The 14655-nt window shown below is 54.7% G+C and carries 14 protein-coding genes and 2 tRNA genes; 10 read left to right on the top strand and 6 right to left on the bottom strand.

The features are described from left to right. Positions 1–21: 21 nt before the first annotated feature. The 5 genes from P9H32_RS09675 to thiS form a co-directional block, all read right to left on the bottom strand. On the bottom strand, positions 22–411 hold the full coding sequence (locus P9H32_RS09675) for a DUF2721 domain-containing protein (RefSeq protein WP_322608695.1): 390 nt from the start codon (positions 409–411) through the stop codon (positions 22–24). Then, positions 408–2705 (bottom strand): U32 family peptidase, encoded by a 2298-nt coding sequence (locus tag P9H32_RS09680; protein WP_322608696.1) that lies wholly within the window; start codon positions 2703–2705, stop codon positions 408–410. The genes P9H32_RS09675 and P9H32_RS09680 overlap by 4 nt, the downstream gene beginning before the upstream one ends. A 104-nt stretch (positions 2706–2809) precedes the next feature. Then, entirely contained in the window at positions 2810–3937 is a 1128-nt protein-coding gene (gene thiH / locus P9H32_RS09685) for a 2-iminoacetate synthase ThiH (protein WP_322608697.1), read from the bottom strand. Positions 3938–4011: 74 nt separating this feature from the next. Further along, the gene (locus tag P9H32_RS09690; RefSeq protein ID WP_322608698.1) at positions 4012–4794 is read right to left on the bottom strand and encodes a thiazole synthase; all 783 of its coding nucleotides are present in this window, start codon (positions 4792–4794) and stop codon (positions 4012–4014) included. 89 nt (positions 4795–4883) lie between these two features. Further along, positions 4884–5084, bottom strand: a complete 201-nt coding sequence (gene thiS / locus P9H32_RS09695) for a sulfur carrier protein ThiS (RefSeq protein ID WP_322608699.1) — start codon at positions 5082–5084, stop codon at positions 4884–4886. 413 nt (positions 5085–5497) lie between these two features. On the opposite strand from thiS, the gene P9H32_RS09700 reads away from it, so the two are divergent. The 10 genes from P9H32_RS09700 (at position 5498) to P9H32_RS09745 (ending at position 13313) form a co-directional block, all read left to right on the top strand. Then, positions 5498–5573, top strand: a tRNA-Glu gene (locus P9H32_RS09700). 35 nt (positions 5574–5608) lie between these two features. Further along, positions 5609–5684: transfer RNA gene (locus P9H32_RS09705), tRNA-Glu, on the top strand. Between the two features lie 182 nt (positions 5685–5866). Then, entirely contained in the window at positions 5867–6622 is a 756-nt protein-coding gene (locus P9H32_RS09710) for a MotA/TolQ/ExbB proton channel family protein (RefSeq protein ID WP_322608700.1), read from the top strand. Between the two features lie 70 nt (positions 6623–6692). After that, on the top strand, positions 6693–7100 hold the full coding sequence (locus P9H32_RS09715) for an ExbD/TolR family protein (protein ID WP_322608701.1): 408 nt from the start codon (positions 6693–6695) through the stop codon (positions 7098–7100). Positions 7101–7103: 3 nt separating this feature from the next. Continuing rightward, on the top strand, positions 7104–7883 hold the full coding sequence (locus P9H32_RS09720) for a TonB family protein (protein ID WP_322608702.1): 780 nt from the start codon (positions 7104–7106) through the stop codon (positions 7881–7883). A 24-nt stretch (positions 7884–7907) separates the two neighbouring features. Then, complete coding sequence (locus P9H32_RS09725; protein WP_322608703.1) at positions 7908–9095, top strand: hypothetical protein; 1188 nt, start codon at positions 7908–7910, stop codon at positions 9093–9095. Positions 9096–9120: 25 nt separating this feature from the next. Further along, the gene (locus P9H32_RS09730) at positions 9121–9636 is read left to right on the top strand and encodes an OmpA family protein (RefSeq protein ID WP_322608704.1); all 516 of its coding nucleotides are present in this window, start codon (positions 9121–9123) and stop codon (positions 9634–9636) included. 50 nt (positions 9637–9686) lie between these two features. Further along, positions 9687–10931 carry a sensor domain-containing diguanylate cyclase gene (locus tag P9H32_RS09735; RefSeq protein WP_322608705.1) on the top strand — a complete coding sequence of 415 codons (1245 nt, stop codon included), beginning with the start codon at positions 9687–9689 and terminating at the stop codon, positions 10929–10931. A gap of 123 nt (positions 10932–11054) precedes the next feature. Then, positions 11055–11774: a pyridoxine 5'-phosphate synthase gene (locus P9H32_RS09740; protein ID WP_322608706.1), complete on the top strand. Its 720-nt coding sequence runs from the start codon at positions 11055–11057 to the stop codon at positions 11772–11774. Between the two features lie 51 nt (positions 11775–11825). Then, positions 11826–13313: an NAD(P)H-hydrate dehydratase gene (locus tag P9H32_RS09745; protein WP_322608707.1), complete on the top strand. Its 1488-nt coding sequence runs from the start codon at positions 11826–11828 to the stop codon at positions 13311–13313. Positions 13314–13347: 34 nt separating this feature from the next. Here the strand turns inward: P9H32_RS09745 and P9H32_RS09750 are convergent, their stop codons facing one another. Further along, a complete protein-coding gene (locus tag P9H32_RS09750) occupies positions 13348–14646 on the bottom strand; it encodes an ATP-dependent 6-phosphofructokinase (protein WP_322608708.1) in 1299 nt (432 codons plus the stop codon). Positions 14647–14655 lie beyond the last annotated feature (9 nt).

Consider the following 14655-nt stretch of genomic DNA (forward strand, 5'->3'; position numbering starts at 1 on the left):
ATGACCCTGCCTTGTCTCTCGCTACTGCATATCGCTCAGGTGCAGTTCGAGAGCGTGGACTGAAATCTGGATTTCATGAATTGATGCGCCGAGCGAGGCAATCAGCATCAGCAGGGCGGTGCCGAACACAATCTCCGCCGTTCCGACCCAGCTGACATAAATCAGAAACATGCAAAGCACGCAGAGCAGCAGACTGCCGACGCCGAGCACCTGCATGGCGCGGATCAGATAAAGCCGTTTCCGAAGATTGGAAATCTGTCCGCGCAGTAATTCATCCGGATTTTTCATGTAGTGGTCATGAAGGGTCCGTACCAGATTGGCATACGAAAGAAAGCGGTTGGTGTAGGCCAGCAGAATCAGCGAGATCGCCGAGAAAAGCAGGGCGGGGGTGGTCAGTGTCAAATGGTTCATAGCGTTTTCCTGTAGTTGCCGTCATAACTTCCAGGCATTGGAAGTCCCTTCATCGTTCTGCGGATAATTTCAGCCGCGTCCTCAGCATCAATCACTCCGTAGGAGAGATCAATCCGGAAATGCCGCGCACCGGCGCGCAATTCATCGAGATATTCAGCCAGCGAAAAGGGGGCTTCAAAAATCAGCACAAACTGATCGCCGTTTTTCTCGATTTTCATGGGCCGGTTTTTCCGGTCGGATAAATGGTCGCCGCTCTCCGGCCGTGTTGCGGAAATCATCAGCGGCGTATGCTGATAAACCGGAACAATGGCGCGGTCGCCCAGCAGGTTCAGTAAAGCCTTCAGGTTATCGCCCGTATCCTCCGGCGAAAGTACCAGCCCGGAAATCCCCAGTTCCTGCCACTGTTCAGCGGCTTCGGAATTCATCGTGTACAGCGGCCAGTCGGCGGTGAGATCGGGGTGGTCTGCAACCGCCTGAAGCGCGCCGATATTGGCGGCTTCGATGGGTAGGCCGTGTTTCGGGCGCTGCACGTCGTGATTCCGTTGAATAACCGGAATGGCGATTCTTGAAGGGCGGGGTTCGGTCCTTGCCGGCTCTGAGGAAATGCTGTTTTCCAGCACAACTTCCAGTTGACTCAATTCCTGTTCGGTAAGTTGCTCTAATAATGAAAGATCCCGGACTTTGACCGACCAGGATTCTTCATTTTCCGGTTCTGCCGGCGGCCGCACCAGTTTTTCCAATCGTTGGAAATGTTCGGCCTGTTTCTGCTGTTTCAGGTTTTTGCTCAGCCGATCCAGGAGTTGCCGGCGGCCTTCATTCAGCACGGAGGCCGGAGCAAAAAGACCGTGGTCTTTAACGTCCAGTGATTGGAGAACCCATTCAGTATCGCCCGTTTTTTCGAAGCTCCTGCGAATCCCCGCCTCGGTCTTTTCAGGTTTACGCGCTTCGCTCAGCGGTTCTTCAATCATCCGCTGTGCCGAAATTTTTCCGGCTTTTGCGGACAGCTGGATGCCGCCTGGGCTCAGCTCGACAGCTGCATCGAACGGTTTGCGCTGTTTGCAGGTTCCGGGGCGCGGCGCTTCGAATCCGTAGCGCTGGCGGACGGCCTGCGACGCCGAGCAATAGAGCGGCATGCCGGCTTCAATGAACGGATGATCCGGCGGCAGCTGCACTTCGATTTCCGCCTCGGCCGGAACCTCAAACTGCAAATGTTTTTTCCGATCATTGGAAAACCGCATTTCGCGGGCAAAAAAGTTAAACGGCGGCCGGCCGTCGCCCAGTTCGATTTTGAGTCCGTCGTGCTTCATCAGGGCGCGGGTGGAGGTAAAGCGGATCCACTGCTGCCCGCGTTCTTTAAAAACATCTTTGATTGTTCCGATCGCGGCCCCGCGGTGTCCGTTGGTGGTGGGGTCAATCGGATGGGTGTCGGCATTTTTAAGATAAAGGTCGGTGGAAGGCCGCCCGAAAATCGTCTGGATGTCGGCGAGCAGTTTCCGCTGTTCGGTCTCGCTGAGGCCCTGATCCATCCGTTTACGGTAAAAGTCGGTAACGGCACCGACATAATTCGGACCCTTCATGCGGCCTTCAATTTTAAGGGAGGCCACGCCGGTTTTCAGCAGTTCATCAAAATGCTCACCGACCGCAAAATCCTTCATCGAGAAGGGCAGGGTGGTTTTTCCCCCGCTGTCAAATTTCATACGGCAGCAGTAGGCGCATTTTCCGCGGTTGCCGCTGCGGCTGTTGCGATGCGAAGAAAAGAGGCAGAGTCCGCTGTAGGAATAACAGAGCGCGCCGTGGATAAAAACCTCGGTTTCGATGCCGCAGTTTCGGGTAATGTGTCCAATCTCCGGAAGGCTCAGTTCGCGCGCCAGCACGACGCGCGAAAAACCGAGTTCCTTCAGGAGCCGGGCTCCTGCCGGATTATGCACGGCCAGCTGGGTGCTGGCATGGAGTTCCAGAGATGGGAAAAACCGCCGCGCCATCCGCGCCACGCCCATATCCTGCACAATCACGCCGTCGGCCTTCAGATCGTGAATCAGTGCCAGTGCTTCCAGAGCCTCCGGCAGTTCGTGCTGCTGCACGAGGGTGTTGAAGGTGAGATAGACTTTGCGGCCGTGGGCATGGGCATAGCCGATCAGTTCGTCCAGCTGTTCCGCCGTCAGGTTGACGGCTTCGGCCCGCGCGGAGAAGCGGGGCAGGCCCGCAAAGACGGCGTCAGCACCATAATAAAAGGCCGCCCACGCTGCATCGGCGCTTCCTGCCGGTGCCAAAAGTTCTGCCTGAAAGTTACTCATGAACATAAGCTAACAATTAACCACCCGCTACGCTAGAGAACACCGAGATCGCAGAGAAAAAGAGGAACACTGCGTGCTCTGTGATCGCTGTGGTGAAAAATGAATCAGGCTTTGGCGTAGTGAGCGGGTTCGCGATAGGCGGCGTCCCAGTTTTTGAAGACGGGTTCGAGGCCTTTTGCGCGAAGCATATCGCAGAATTCGGGAATATTGCGTTCGTCGGAAATTTCGAATTGCTCGGTGGACTCCTCGGCGTCGTCGCTGTAGCCGCCGACGGTGGTTTTGCTGGCAATGCTCATTTTAGAGATGCCGAGGCCGGCCATGCCGTCGCGGACGCGCCGGGGTTCGCGGGTGGAGAGCAGCAGCGGAGTTTCCGGCAGGCAGATGCGCATGGCGAAAATGTACTGGGCCAGCATTTTTTCGTCGACCGGGAAATCGGGCTCGAAGCCGCCCATCTGGGGGCGGATGCGCGGAAAGGAGATGGAGACGCCGGCCTGCCAGTATTTTTTCAGGAGGTATTTGGCGTGGCGGTAGACGCAGAGCATATCGAAGCGCGGGTCGGCGAGGCCGAGAAGGGCGCCGATACCGATGGCCCGCATGCCGCCGCTGAGCGCGCGGTCGGGGGCATCGATGCGGGCGTGGAAATCGCGTTTATCGCCCCAGCGGTGCATTTTTTCGTAGATGACCGGATCGTAGGTTTCCTGATAGAGGGTCACGCCGGTGCAGCCGGCGTTGGCCAGCGTACGGTATTCTTCTTCGGCCATGGGAAAAACTTCCACCACCACCTGATGGATATATTCGGCGGCGATGGCGACGCATTGTTCGAGGTAGGGCACGTCGGCTTCCGGCATGCGTTCGCCGGTGAGCAGCACCAGTTCCTCGAAGTGCATGTTTTTGATGGCCTCCATTTCGTGGCGCAGCTGGGCTTCGTTGAGTACGGCCCGTTTGGCGCGGCGATCGGCGGCGAGGCCGCAGTAGAGGCAGCCGCCGTTGCAGAAGTTGGAAAGATAGAGCGGGGTGTAGAGCGAGATGGTCCGGCCGAAGTGGCGACGGGTGATCGCCTGCGCCCGCCGGGCCATCGGCTCGAGATAGTCGGCCGCCTGCGGTGACAGCAGGGCCGCCAGCGTTTTTTCGTTCGGGGCATCGGCGCTGATCGCGCGTTCGATGTCTGCGGGACTGAATTCAAGATTCAGCCAGGGTTCGGGATTCAGCCAGTCAGGTAATTTTTTATTCATGATTCAACCATGGAAGACGCTGAATACACGGAACAGATTGATTCTGAGTTCGTTGTGTATGCAGTGATTTTAATTTAGTCATTTGCAGAGAGGAAGCTGGTTAACGGGGAGCTGGCAACGGCGACTTCGGAGGTCGGCATGAGGCCGGCGTTGCGGGCCATACGACCGGCTTCGACACCGGTCTTGAAGGCGGCCCCCATGGCGGCGGGATCTTCTGCGGCGGCGATGGCGGAGTTGACGAGCACAGCATCGCAACCCATTTCGAGGGCGCAGGCGGCTTCGGACGGGGAGCGGAGGCCGGCGTCAACGACGACCGGGACGTTGGCATCGCGGATAATGATTTTGATCATTTCGGCGGTGGAGAGGCCTTTGCCGGTTCCGATGGCGGCGCCGAGCGGCATGACGGCGGCGCAGCCGATATCTTCAAGGCGTTTGGCGAGCACCGGATCGGCGGGGATATAAGGAAGAACCAGAAAATCCTGTTTAACGAGTTCAATGGCGGCTTCGTAGGTTTCGATCGGATCGGGCAGCAGGTGGTGGGGGTTGGGGTGGATTTCCAGTTTCACGAAAGGGCTTTTGCTCAGTTCCCGACCGAGTACGGCTGCGCGAACGGCTTCCTTTGCATTCATGGCGCCGGAGGTGTTGGGCATGAGCCGCACCTTTTCCAGCTGAGAGAGCGGGCCGTAGAGATCGTCTTCTGCCTGATCGCGGTTGAAGCGGCGCAATGCCACGGTTACCAGTTCTGTTCCCGAGGCCTTGACGGCATCGATCATGGCCTGTGTGCCGGAAAATTTTCCGGTGCCCAGGAAGAGGCGTGAACCCAGCTCCTGATCGCCTATTTTTAAAACATCATTCATTACATTTCCTTATTTAAAACTTACGAAATACATTCTGCATACGAACGGGAGTTCCGTTTGAAATCCTTCCTTCTGAATCGGCTGCTGTTTTATCCGCCGCCGACGAAGACGAGCATTTCAATTTCGTCGTTTTCTTTCAGCGCGGTAGCGTTCCAGTCTTCGGAAGGAATCACTGTGCCGTTGACCATCAGGGCGGTGTGTTCCTTTTTGGCACCGAGTTCTTCGAGCAGGGTCTCGATGGATCCGTCGCCCCGGTGTTCGTGTTTATCTCCGTTTACGGTAAGTTTCATAGTATGACTCCTTCCGAGGTCCGGGCCTCGGCTGTACCAACAAAAAAAGCGTTCCCGGAAACCCGGAAACGCCGAAAAATCGGACACGCTTCCTTTCGCCGGCATGATCCGGATCAGGTTCAACGGGTATAATCTCAGCACGTGGTTTAGAACTATTTAAATCCGAAGTACGAAATCCGAAATAAATCCGACGGTCTGAAAGGATGTGATTCAAACGTTTCGAATTTTGAGTTTCGAGTTTCGCGCTTCTCCGCAAATGCGGAACGGCACCCCGGGTGACTGGTTGCAAAGGGTGCCAATGCAGGGATTTAAAGTAAAGCGGGAAGGCGGGAAAAGGCGGATATTAAAAAACTGAACTTTTGTTGTTGCGGGGTTCGGCCAGTCTGCTAGATTACGCGCTCGTTTTTACCGAAGACCCCTTCGTCTAGTGGCCTAGGACTCCAGGTTTTCATCCTGGCAACACGGGTTCGAGTCCCGTAGGGGTCGCCATTTTTTAATGGCGGTTTCGGAAAAAACATTCTAGCGACCCCTTCGTCTAGTGGCCTAGGACTCCAGGTTTTCATCCTGGCAACACGGGTTCGAGTCCCGTAGGGGTCGCCACCTTTTTTTCTTCTCATTACTCCTTAGTAATGCTCTGTGCATTGCTTTGAAAGCCCTGTGTTCCGAGCACAGGGCTTTCATTTTTTTCAGGCCAGGGTGCGGTTTTCCATTGCTTTTCCAGGGGTTGGAAATATCTTAGAGACGCCGATTTTTTAAACCGCTTTTAGAGGACTGAGTGCACCATGCAAAATTTCGATACACTGTTGCTTTCGCTGCCGATTGCTGACGTCAGTTCAGCATTCTGGGACAGTACACTGCCGGGCAAAGCCATTACCATTTTGCTGTTTCTGGGGTCGGCCATGGCCTGGACGATCATGTACACCAAGGGGGTGCAGCTTCGGATGGCCGGCCGGACCACCGCATATTTTCTGGAAGCCTTCCGTTCCAGTAAAAAGAATCCGACCGCGCTGTATGCGCGGGAGGAGGAGTATCCTGCCACGCCGCTTAATGAAATTTATCTGGCCGGCTGCGAGGCGCTCGGCGATGAGCTTGCCGCACGGGGGATCGACCCGGATGATGCATTGATGAGTGAAACGTCATCGGAGCTGCATCGGCGCCTGACGCTGAATCAGCTGGAAACCATTCGATCGGTGGTGGACCGCCATGTGGCCGATGAGGCGCTGAAGCTCGAGGAGCAGATGGGGATGCTGGCCACGGCGGTTAGTGCTGCACCGTTTCTCGGGTTGCTCGGTACAGTCTGGGGGGTGATGGATGCGTTCAGCGGCATGGCGATTTCCGGTTCGGCGGCGCTGTCGGCTGTTGCTCCGGGGATTTCGGGTGCGCTGCTGACGACCATTGTCGGCCTGATTGTGGCCCTGCCTTCGATGGTGGGCTATAATTTGCTGTCCGCGCAAATCCGCCGTATTTCGGTGCAGATGGATAACTTCGCGCAGGAGTTTACGTCTGAAATCCAGAATATGTATGTAATTGAAGGGTGAGATATTAGGCATAAGGCAATGAGCATTGGAAAATGCTGAGCACTTAAACCCCAGAACTTAAAGCGACACCATGGCTCGAAGAACCAGTCTTGTTAATCTGAATCAGATCAGCGATATCAATATGACGCCGCTGATGGACCTGACGTTTATTCTTCTGATTACGTTCATTATTACGTTTCCGTTGATTGAGCAGGGCATTACGATCAACCTTCCGAAGGGGAAAGCGGCTGATATGATGGAGACGGAGACGCGCTCTATCAGTCTGAATCTGCAGAAACAGCTCTTTCTTGATGATGTGCCGGTTTCCGAGGATGAGCTGCGTGCGCAGATGACGCAGATCGGCATCAACGATCCGAATACCACGATTTATGTCCGTGCTGACCGTAAGCTGCCCTATGGCGACGTCGTGGCCATTATGAAGATTCTTCACGATGCAAGCATCACAAAAATGGCGCTCGTGACGGAGGCGGATCAATAAGCGATGAATCGGTTTCAGCGTAAAGTCGCACTGCGCGTTCTCGGCATCCATGTCGGCGTAATCCTTTTTTTTCTGCTGATCAGTTCTCTGAAAGGGTGTTTTCGGCCTAAGGATAAGCCGGAGATCGTAACCTATATTGATTTCGGTCAGCCCGCTCCGGCGGTTGCTGTTCAGGAAGTGGAGCAGATGCAGGAACCCGAGCCGGAGCCGGCCCCGGCTCCTGAGCCGGAACCCGAGCCTGCGCCGCTTCCGGAACCGGTGAAGAAAACCCTTCCTGCGCCCGCGCCGAAAAAAGAGACGCCCAAGCCGAAACCGAAGGAGCCGGAAAAGCCGAAGTGGAAGCCGACGCCGGTGGATCAGATTAAAAAAGGTAAAAAAATTAAACCCAAAGCGCCGCCGAAACCGGCGCTGAGTCAGAAGGATCTGGAGCGGCTCAATAAAGTGCAGTCGAAAGAGGCGTTGCCGTCATCTTCGGCAAAGCCGGTGAACGGCCCGGTGGGTAATCCGAATGAAATTGCCGCTTATGATGCGGTGATTTACTCAACATTTTACAACCGATGGGACCGTTCGGGGCTTTCGCCCACATCCCGTCCGGCACAGGTGGCGCTGTCGATTAACGCGGCCGGTCGAATTCTCACTTCACGGTTGAGTCAATCCAGCGGAGATTCTAAATTTGATGCAGCAGTGATGCTGGCGGTCCGGAGTGTTACCATGCTTCCACGGGTTCCGCCAAGAGGGTATGATCTGAATAATATTATCATTAATTTTTCTATTACAAACTGAGTAATGATGTGTGAGGTTTCCTAAATGAACAGACAGTGGTTTCTTACAGGATCAATAATTGCGGCCGGCAGTTCGGTGTTGGGGCAGCGGGTGATTGATATCACCGGTACCGGGCAGGGTAAAATTCCCATCAGCCTGGCGGCTTACCGTACGGGCAGCGATTCGGCTTCGCGGGGATTCCTAGCGGTGCTTAAAGCCGATTTGAATCGATCGGGCTATTTCCGGGTGACATCGAGCGGTGCCGCGGTGAGTGTGACGGGGCAGGCGCGAGCAGGAAGCCAGATGAAAGCCGATATACAGGTGTATAAGGTGGCCGGCCGCCGGCGGTTGCTGGGAAAATCCTATGATGCTTCTGCTAATGCTTATCGGTCTCTGGCGCACAAAGCCGCGGATGATATTCTTTATGCGGTGACCGGAAAAAAAGGCATGGCTTCTGCGAAGATTGCCATGGTAGGTACTCCTACCGGACGAAAGGAACTTTATATGGCGGATATCGATGGTAAAGGTATCCGGCAGATTACCAAAGACCGCAGTATCGTGGTGGCACCGCGCTGGTCTCCGGATGGACGGAATATCACCTATACCTCGTATAAACGCGGCTATCCGAATGTATTTATTACGGGTCGGTCCCGGCCGATTTCAAAGCATCCCGGGCTGAATGCAATGGGTACAATTTCTCCGGATGGAAGAACGCTGGCGGTAATTCTTTCCAAGGATGGGAATCCGGATCTGTACCTGAAAAATCTGCTGACGGGATTTACAAAACGGATTACTAAAACGCGCCGGGGAAATGAAGCCAGCCCGTGCTGGTCGCCGGATGGAAATCATTTGGTCTACGTTTCCGACAGCAGTGGACGCCCGCATATTTATATTGTCTCTAAAAACGGGGGGACACCGAAGCGTATTTCATCATCCGGCACGGAAAATATTTCGCCGGACTGGGGGAAGAACGGATTGATCACATGGTGCAGTCGCATCGGAGGTAAATACCGCATTGTGGTGGGCAATCCGGTGCGGCGTACCAGCCGGGTGCTGGAAACGGACTGGGCTGACTATGAAGATCCGCGCTGGGCGCCGGACGGACGGCATATTGTCTGTTCGCGCACCTCAAGCTACCGTTCCGGTATCTACCTCCTTGACACTCTGAAAGATTCTCCTGTAGCTTTGATCTCAGGGTCGGGCGACTGGTATTCCCCCGCAGTGTCTCCATAATTTTATAAGCGGAGTTGATGGTATAATGAAAAAAAAGTTTTTGAATCGGTTTGTGTTTCTGGCGGTAGCTTGCACGCTGGCATTCGCCGGTGGATGCCGTTCCAATAATAACGATGCCGAGCTTTATGGTTCCGACAATCTGTATGGCGATGAGCTGATGGGCGAATATGCGCTGAGCGATGTCGACGGCCTGCCGGCAGATGGTGATCGCTCAGTGGTTGATCCGGTCTATTTTGCCTACGACAGTTCTCAGGTGAACCCCGAGGAAGCCGGAAAAGTCGAAGAGGTGGCCAACCTGCTCAACAAAAATAAGTGGCAGGGAGTAATTGTTGAAGGGCACACCGATGAACGCGGAAGCCGCGAATACAACTTGGCTCTGGGTGAACGCCGTGCGCTGGCAGTTCGTGACTACCTGATCAGTCTCGGTGTTGATCCTTCAAAAATTCAGACGAAGAGTTACGGCGAAGAAATGCCCGATAATATGGGCCACGATGAAAGCGCATGGCGTGCAAACCGCCGCGCCGCATTTGCGATGTATTAATCCGTTTTCCCGAAGCGGCGCCTCGACGATTCGGGGCGCCTTTTTTATGTATGCAGTTCTTTGTCCCAGCGCTTGCGGCTCAGCTTGATCCTGTTACCAGCATTCTCGGTGTGGTTGCAGCTGTTTGCATTTCTTTTATTAGCATCACGCTGGTTGCCAGTTATTACCGTTTCCAGAGCATCGTTGCTCAGGCTGAAGAAACGGATCCGGAAGAGATGGGCGCATCTGCCGAAGAGGTGCTTCGAGTGCAGCTCGCACGTTATCTGGCCGGATGCGCCCGGCGGGGAACCTCCTTTACTCTCGCGCTGATTCGCGTGGAGGAAGCGGACATTGCAGTCTGTATGGACTCTCCGTTTGTTCAGTCGCTTAAAGACGCTGTAAGGCGTGATGATGTGGCCTGTCTGTATGATCATCAGACCGCGGTCCTGCTGCTGGAATCCGAGCCCGAAGACGCAATAGCTATCCTGAATCGGATTGTCGGTTATGTTGATGAGCACTGTGCAGGGGTTCAAGCGGATATGCTTCATGTGGGCCTGGCTTCATATCCGGGCCATGGGCTGAGCGGAAAAGAGTTGATCGCCGTTGCCGTGAATGCAGTGGCCGAGGCAACGTCCGAAAAACCGATCGTGCTGCCGGAAATTATCGATGAGGATTCTGAGGAGATAGAGGCGGAAGAGGATACGGGGTTCGATGAAGAGGCGGAGGAGGATGTGTCTTCCAAAGGCTGGAAAGAGCGTCGCAAAAATTCCATACTCGACGAACTGACAGGGGTGCTGAAGCCTTCAGCTGTATCGGCCTATATGCAGCGGAGCATGAGCGAGCTGCGCCGGAAAAAGAAAAACACGGCTCTTTTTTGTATCGGTCTCAACAATATGGACCATATTGCCCGCTTCCATGGCGAAGAGGCTGCGGATGATGTCATGGCCGGAGTCAGTAAGGTGTTGCAGGCGCATCTTCGTGCGGACGATCTGATTGGCCGGCACGAGCGTTATGCCTATCTGGTTCTTGCTGCGTGCACGCTGGAAGAGGCAGAGATTATCGGAGGTCGTATCACGAGACTGGTACAGCAGTCGGCGTATACCTCCGGACATAAAAAACTTAAAACGACAATCACCCTCGGGGTGGCCGCCTATCCTGAACACGGGCGGAATCTTCATCATCTTTATATGGCCGGACAGAAGGTGCTCGACCACAGCCGGGCGAACGATATCCGGGCATATGCGGTTTACGATCCGGAAATTCATGATAAGGTTCCAGCTAAACCCATGAAGAACATCAAGTCGGTTCAGGGTTAGGGAATTGAGAATGCAGATTCTGAAATGAAAGATGGAATATCTTTCCGGGTGCTTTTCTGAAAATGTCATAGACCCGCCATTCTGCATAAACCGTTCTTAAATTTTAATTTGAGGAGAGAGAGCATGAAATTAGGCGTTAATATCGACCACGTTGCCACCCTGCGCCAGGCGCGCGGAACCGTTTATCCCGACCCGCTGGATGCTGCCATCCATTGCGCCCGCGCCGGTGCCCACGGCATTACGGCCCATCTGCGGGAAGACCGCCGCCATATTCAGGATGATGATATTTACCGCCTGAAGGAGCTCCAGCCTCTGCCCCTGAATCTGGAGATGGCAAACGTGGAGTCTATTGTGGGGATTGCCCTCAGCGTCAAGCCTGCGGAAGTTTGCCTGGTTCCGGAAAAGCGCCAGGAGCTTACCACAGAAGGCGGCCTGGATGTACTCGGTCAGTTTGATCAGATGAAGGATACGGTGAGCTGCCTTTCCGAAGCCGGAATTGAAGTGAGTATGTTTATTGATCCTGATATTGAAACCATCGTGGCATGCAAGGATCTCGGTGCGCCGACGGTTGAGCTGCACACGGGAGCCTATTGTGATGCGGGGCCGAACGACCGTGCAGTATTGATTGAACGGCTGATCAAGGCGGCCGATCATGCACACGAGCTTGGACTGAAGGTCAACGCCGGTCACGGCATCACCATGGAAACTCTGGGCGGCATACTCTGCATTCCGCATCTCGATACGCTCAATATCGGCCACAGCATCATTTGCCGTTCGGTCTTTCTCGGGCTGGAAGGTGCTGTTCATGAAATGCTTGCGGGAATGCAGGAATACGCAGGCTGAACAGCGAAACAGGAGTCGTGAAAAAACGGCTTAATCGGTACGGATCTTGAAATGAAAATTGTCTCTTCAGAAGAAATGCGAGAGCTGGATCGGCGTACCATCCAGGCCGGGATTCCCGGTCAGGAGCTGATGTACACCGCCGGCGAAGGGCTGGCCGGTGCCATCAGAACGCTGGCCGGAAATCATCAGTTGGTCGATTCGCCGGTCCTTTTTATTGCGGGACCGGGCAATAACGGAGGCGATGCCTTTGTGGCGGCGCAGCTCCTTTTCGAAGAAGACTGGGCGGTGGAATGCTGGCTTGCCGTGCCCGAAAATAAGGTCAAAGGCGATGCTTTGATCTGGCTGAAAAAAATGAAAAAAGCCGGAGTTCCATTCCGCACCCTGGAAACTTCCGAAGATTGGAAATCCGCCGCTGAAAGCGGAACGGATGCCGAAATTCTGGTCGATGGACTATTGGGCACCGGGGCCGCTGGAGAGCCGCGGGGTGTAATTGCAGACGCGATTTCATTTATTGATTCTCAGGCAGATCGTGCGCTGGTGGTGGCCATCGATATTCCTTCGGCCATGTCGGTACGCGCTGATCTGACCGTCACCATGGGGCTTCCAAAGATCGAAAGTCTTGAGCCGGAACATATCGATTATGTTGGAAACATCGAAGTAATAGATCTCGGAATTCCTCCTGAATTTATTGAGGAGACTGCCGGGGATACCACCCGGGCGCTGATTCATTCATTCGATTTGTCTGAACTTTTCCCACGCCGGTCACGCGATGCGCATAAAGGCTCCTTCGGCCATGTGCTTTGTATCGGTGGAAGCAAGGGATTCAGCGGGGCTGTTACCATGGCTGCCCGAGCGGCGGTTCGTTCCGGAGCAGGACTGGTTTCTGCATTTGTTCCCGAAGCGATTCATGGGCTGGTGGCCCTCGGGGTGCCGGAAGCGATGGTGCATTCCAGTATGCCGGAAGGGGACTGGACCGCTGTGCTTGCAGGGTGCGGCATGGGACGTTCCGCCACCACAACAGAACAGGTTTTACAACTCTTGGAAATTTCGTCCGTTCCGGTGATTCTGGATGCGGATGCCATCACCGTTATGGCCGGTCAGACGGATGCTCTGGTTTCGGCGCGATGCCCGCTTGTTCTGACTCCGCATCCCGGAGAATTTGCCCGGCTGTTCGGTTTGAAGGTGGCGGATGTTCAGGAGGATCGCTTCGGTATGGTACGGATGGCGGCCGATAAATTGGGAGCAACAGTGGTGCTTAAGGGGGCGGGAACGCTGGTGGCGTCTCCGGACGCTCCGGTTGCGGTGAATATGACCGGTAATCCGGGAATGGCCTCCGGCGGTTCTGGCGATGTTCTGGCAGGATTGATTACGGGACTTGCGGCACAGGGGATCAGCCCGTTCGAAGCGGCATGTGCCGGGGTCTGGCTGCATGGAAAAGCCGGGGATCTGGCTGCATCAGAAAAATCGCAGGCCACGATGGCGGCCACGGATATGATTGAAAAACTGCCGGAAGCATTCCGGGAAATCTCCTGCCGGTAAACTAAAATAGATAAAGCAGGATCCTCCGTCAGCGTCAGTTCATCATATTGGTCGGCTGATGCGTGGCCTGAAGAACGGTCTGCCAGAACCAGCCCCTGGGCTCAATGGATTTACGGTCGCCGATCATATCAATCGGAAGATGCACCAGCCTGCCGTGGTGCATACCGACAATCATATTGGTGCAGCCGGCCATGGCGGCATGTACCGCGTTGTTGCCGAGCTGAAGGCAATACATCGAGTCATTGGCATTTGCGCGGCGGCTGCGGATGTTATAACTCGGGTCGAAATATTTGACATTCACTTCCTGATTCCTGCTGCTGAAGTGATTATTTATTTCATCCTTTAACAGCAGTCCGATGTCTTTCAGCCGTTTGTTGCCCGATTTATCCGTATCTGTGGTGTGGTCGGAAAAGAGATGCTGACCGGCACCTTCCGCCACGACAACGACGGCATGTTCTTTGCGTTTAAGCCGCTTTTCCAGAACTTCAAGAAATCCGTTGGGTCTGTGTAAATCGAACCCCACTTCAGGAACGAGACAGAAGTTTACGGCACTGTTGGCCAGTGCGGCCGAGGCGGCGATCCAGCCCGATTCTCGGCCCATCAGTTTCACGAGGCCGACTCCGTTTTTATAGGCGCGGGCTTCGTTGTGTGCATTTGTGATGATATCCCAGGTGGCTTCCACGGCCGTTTCGAATCCGAAGGAGCGCTGGATCAGGCTGATGTCGTTATCGATCGTTTTAGGAATTCCGACCACCGAAATCGGAAGGTTCCGTTCCCGCAGTCTGGCCACGATATCACGGGATCCGCGCTGAGTGCCGTCGCCGCCGATGGTGAAAAGAATGTCCACGCCGTAATGGACGAGCGTATTGATAATTTCATCATCGTCCTGCCGGCCGCGGGAGGATTTCAGAATGGTTCCGCCCTTTTCGTGGATTTCATCGGTATTATCGGTCGTGAGCTCAATCGGGTAGTGGTAATACTTGGCCACCAGCCCTTCGTAACCGTATTTGAATCCGAGCACGCGTTTAACGCCATAACTCTCTTCGCAGCAGAATGTCAGGGCCCGAATCACGTCGTTCAGTCCCGGGCAGAGGCCGCCGCAGGTTACGATGCCGACGGTGACTTCCGCCGGGTTGAAAAACAGTTTTTCGCGCGGACCGGCAAGTTCGAAATATTCAATATCCGAAATGCTTTCAAGTTTTCCGAGTTCTTTGGTTCGGTCGTTGCAGGCGATGGCTTCGCCGTTATAGAAACGCACGATGCTGTCTTTAAGCGGCGAATCGAATGTGGCTTCGCCGAGGGTTTCCACTCTGTGAATCTTCAGGTCGGCCATGGGGTGCTC

The sequence above is a fragment of the Pontiella agarivorans genome (assembly GCF_034531395.1).
Taxonomy (GTDB): domain Bacteria; phylum Verrucomicrobiota; class Kiritimatiellia; order Kiritimatiellales; family Pontiellaceae; genus Pontiella; species Pontiella agarivorans.

What these genes read in the sequence shown, in the direction of transcription:
- P9H32_RS09745 (WP_322608707.1), top strand. Translation starts at nt 11,826, where the DNA reads ATGAAAATTGTCTCTTCAGAAGAAATGCGAGAGCTGGATCGGCGTACC.
- P9H32_RS09715 (WP_322608701.1), top strand. Translation starts at nt 6,693, where the DNA reads ATGGCTCGAAGAACCAGTCTTGTTAATCTGAATCAGATCAGCGATATC.
- P9H32_RS09710 (WP_322608700.1), top strand. Translation starts at nt 5,867, where the DNA reads ATGCAAAATTTCGATACACTGTTGCTTTCGCTGCCGATTGCTGACGTC.
- P9H32_RS09720 (WP_322608702.1), top strand. Translation starts at nt 7,104, where the DNA reads ATGAATCGGTTTCAGCGTAAAGTCGCACTGCGCGTTCTCGGCATCCAT.
- P9H32_RS09740 (WP_322608706.1), top strand. Translation starts at nt 11,055, where the DNA reads ATGAAATTAGGCGTTAATATCGACCACGTTGCCACCCTGCGCCAGGCG.
- P9H32_RS09690 (WP_322608698.1), bottom strand. Translation starts at nt 4,794, where the DNA reads ATGAATGATGTTTTAAAAATAGGCGATCAGGAGCTGGGTTCACGCCTC.
- P9H32_RS09730 (WP_322608704.1), top strand. Translation starts at nt 9,121, where the DNA reads ATGAAAAAAAAGTTTTTGAATCGGTTTGTGTTTCTGGCGGTAGCTTGC.
- thiS (WP_322608699.1), bottom strand. Translation starts at nt 5,084, where the DNA reads ATGAAACTTACCGTAAACGGAGATAAACACGAACACCGGGGCGACGGA.
- P9H32_RS09675 (WP_322608695.1), bottom strand. Translation starts at nt 411, where the DNA reads ATGAACCATTTGACACTGACCACCCCCGCCCTGCTTTTCTCGGCGATC.
- P9H32_RS09680 (WP_322608696.1), bottom strand. Translation starts at nt 2,705, where the DNA reads ATGAGTAACTTTCAGGCAGAACTTTTGGCACCGGCAGGAAGCGCCGAT.
- P9H32_RS09750 (WP_322608708.1), bottom strand. Translation starts at nt 14,646, where the DNA reads ATGGCCGACCTGAAGATTCACAGAGTGGAAACCCTCGGCGAAGCCACA.
- thiH (WP_322608697.1), bottom strand. Translation starts at nt 3,937, where the DNA reads ATGAATAAAAAATTACCTGACTGGCTGAATCCCGAACCCTGGCTGAAT.
- P9H32_RS09735 (WP_322608705.1), top strand. Translation starts at nt 9,687, where the DNA reads ATGCAGTTCTTTGTCCCAGCGCTTGCGGCTCAGCTTGATCCTGTTACC.
- P9H32_RS09725 (WP_322608703.1), top strand. Translation starts at nt 7,908, where the DNA reads ATGAACAGACAGTGGTTTCTTACAGGATCAATAATTGCGGCCGGCAGT.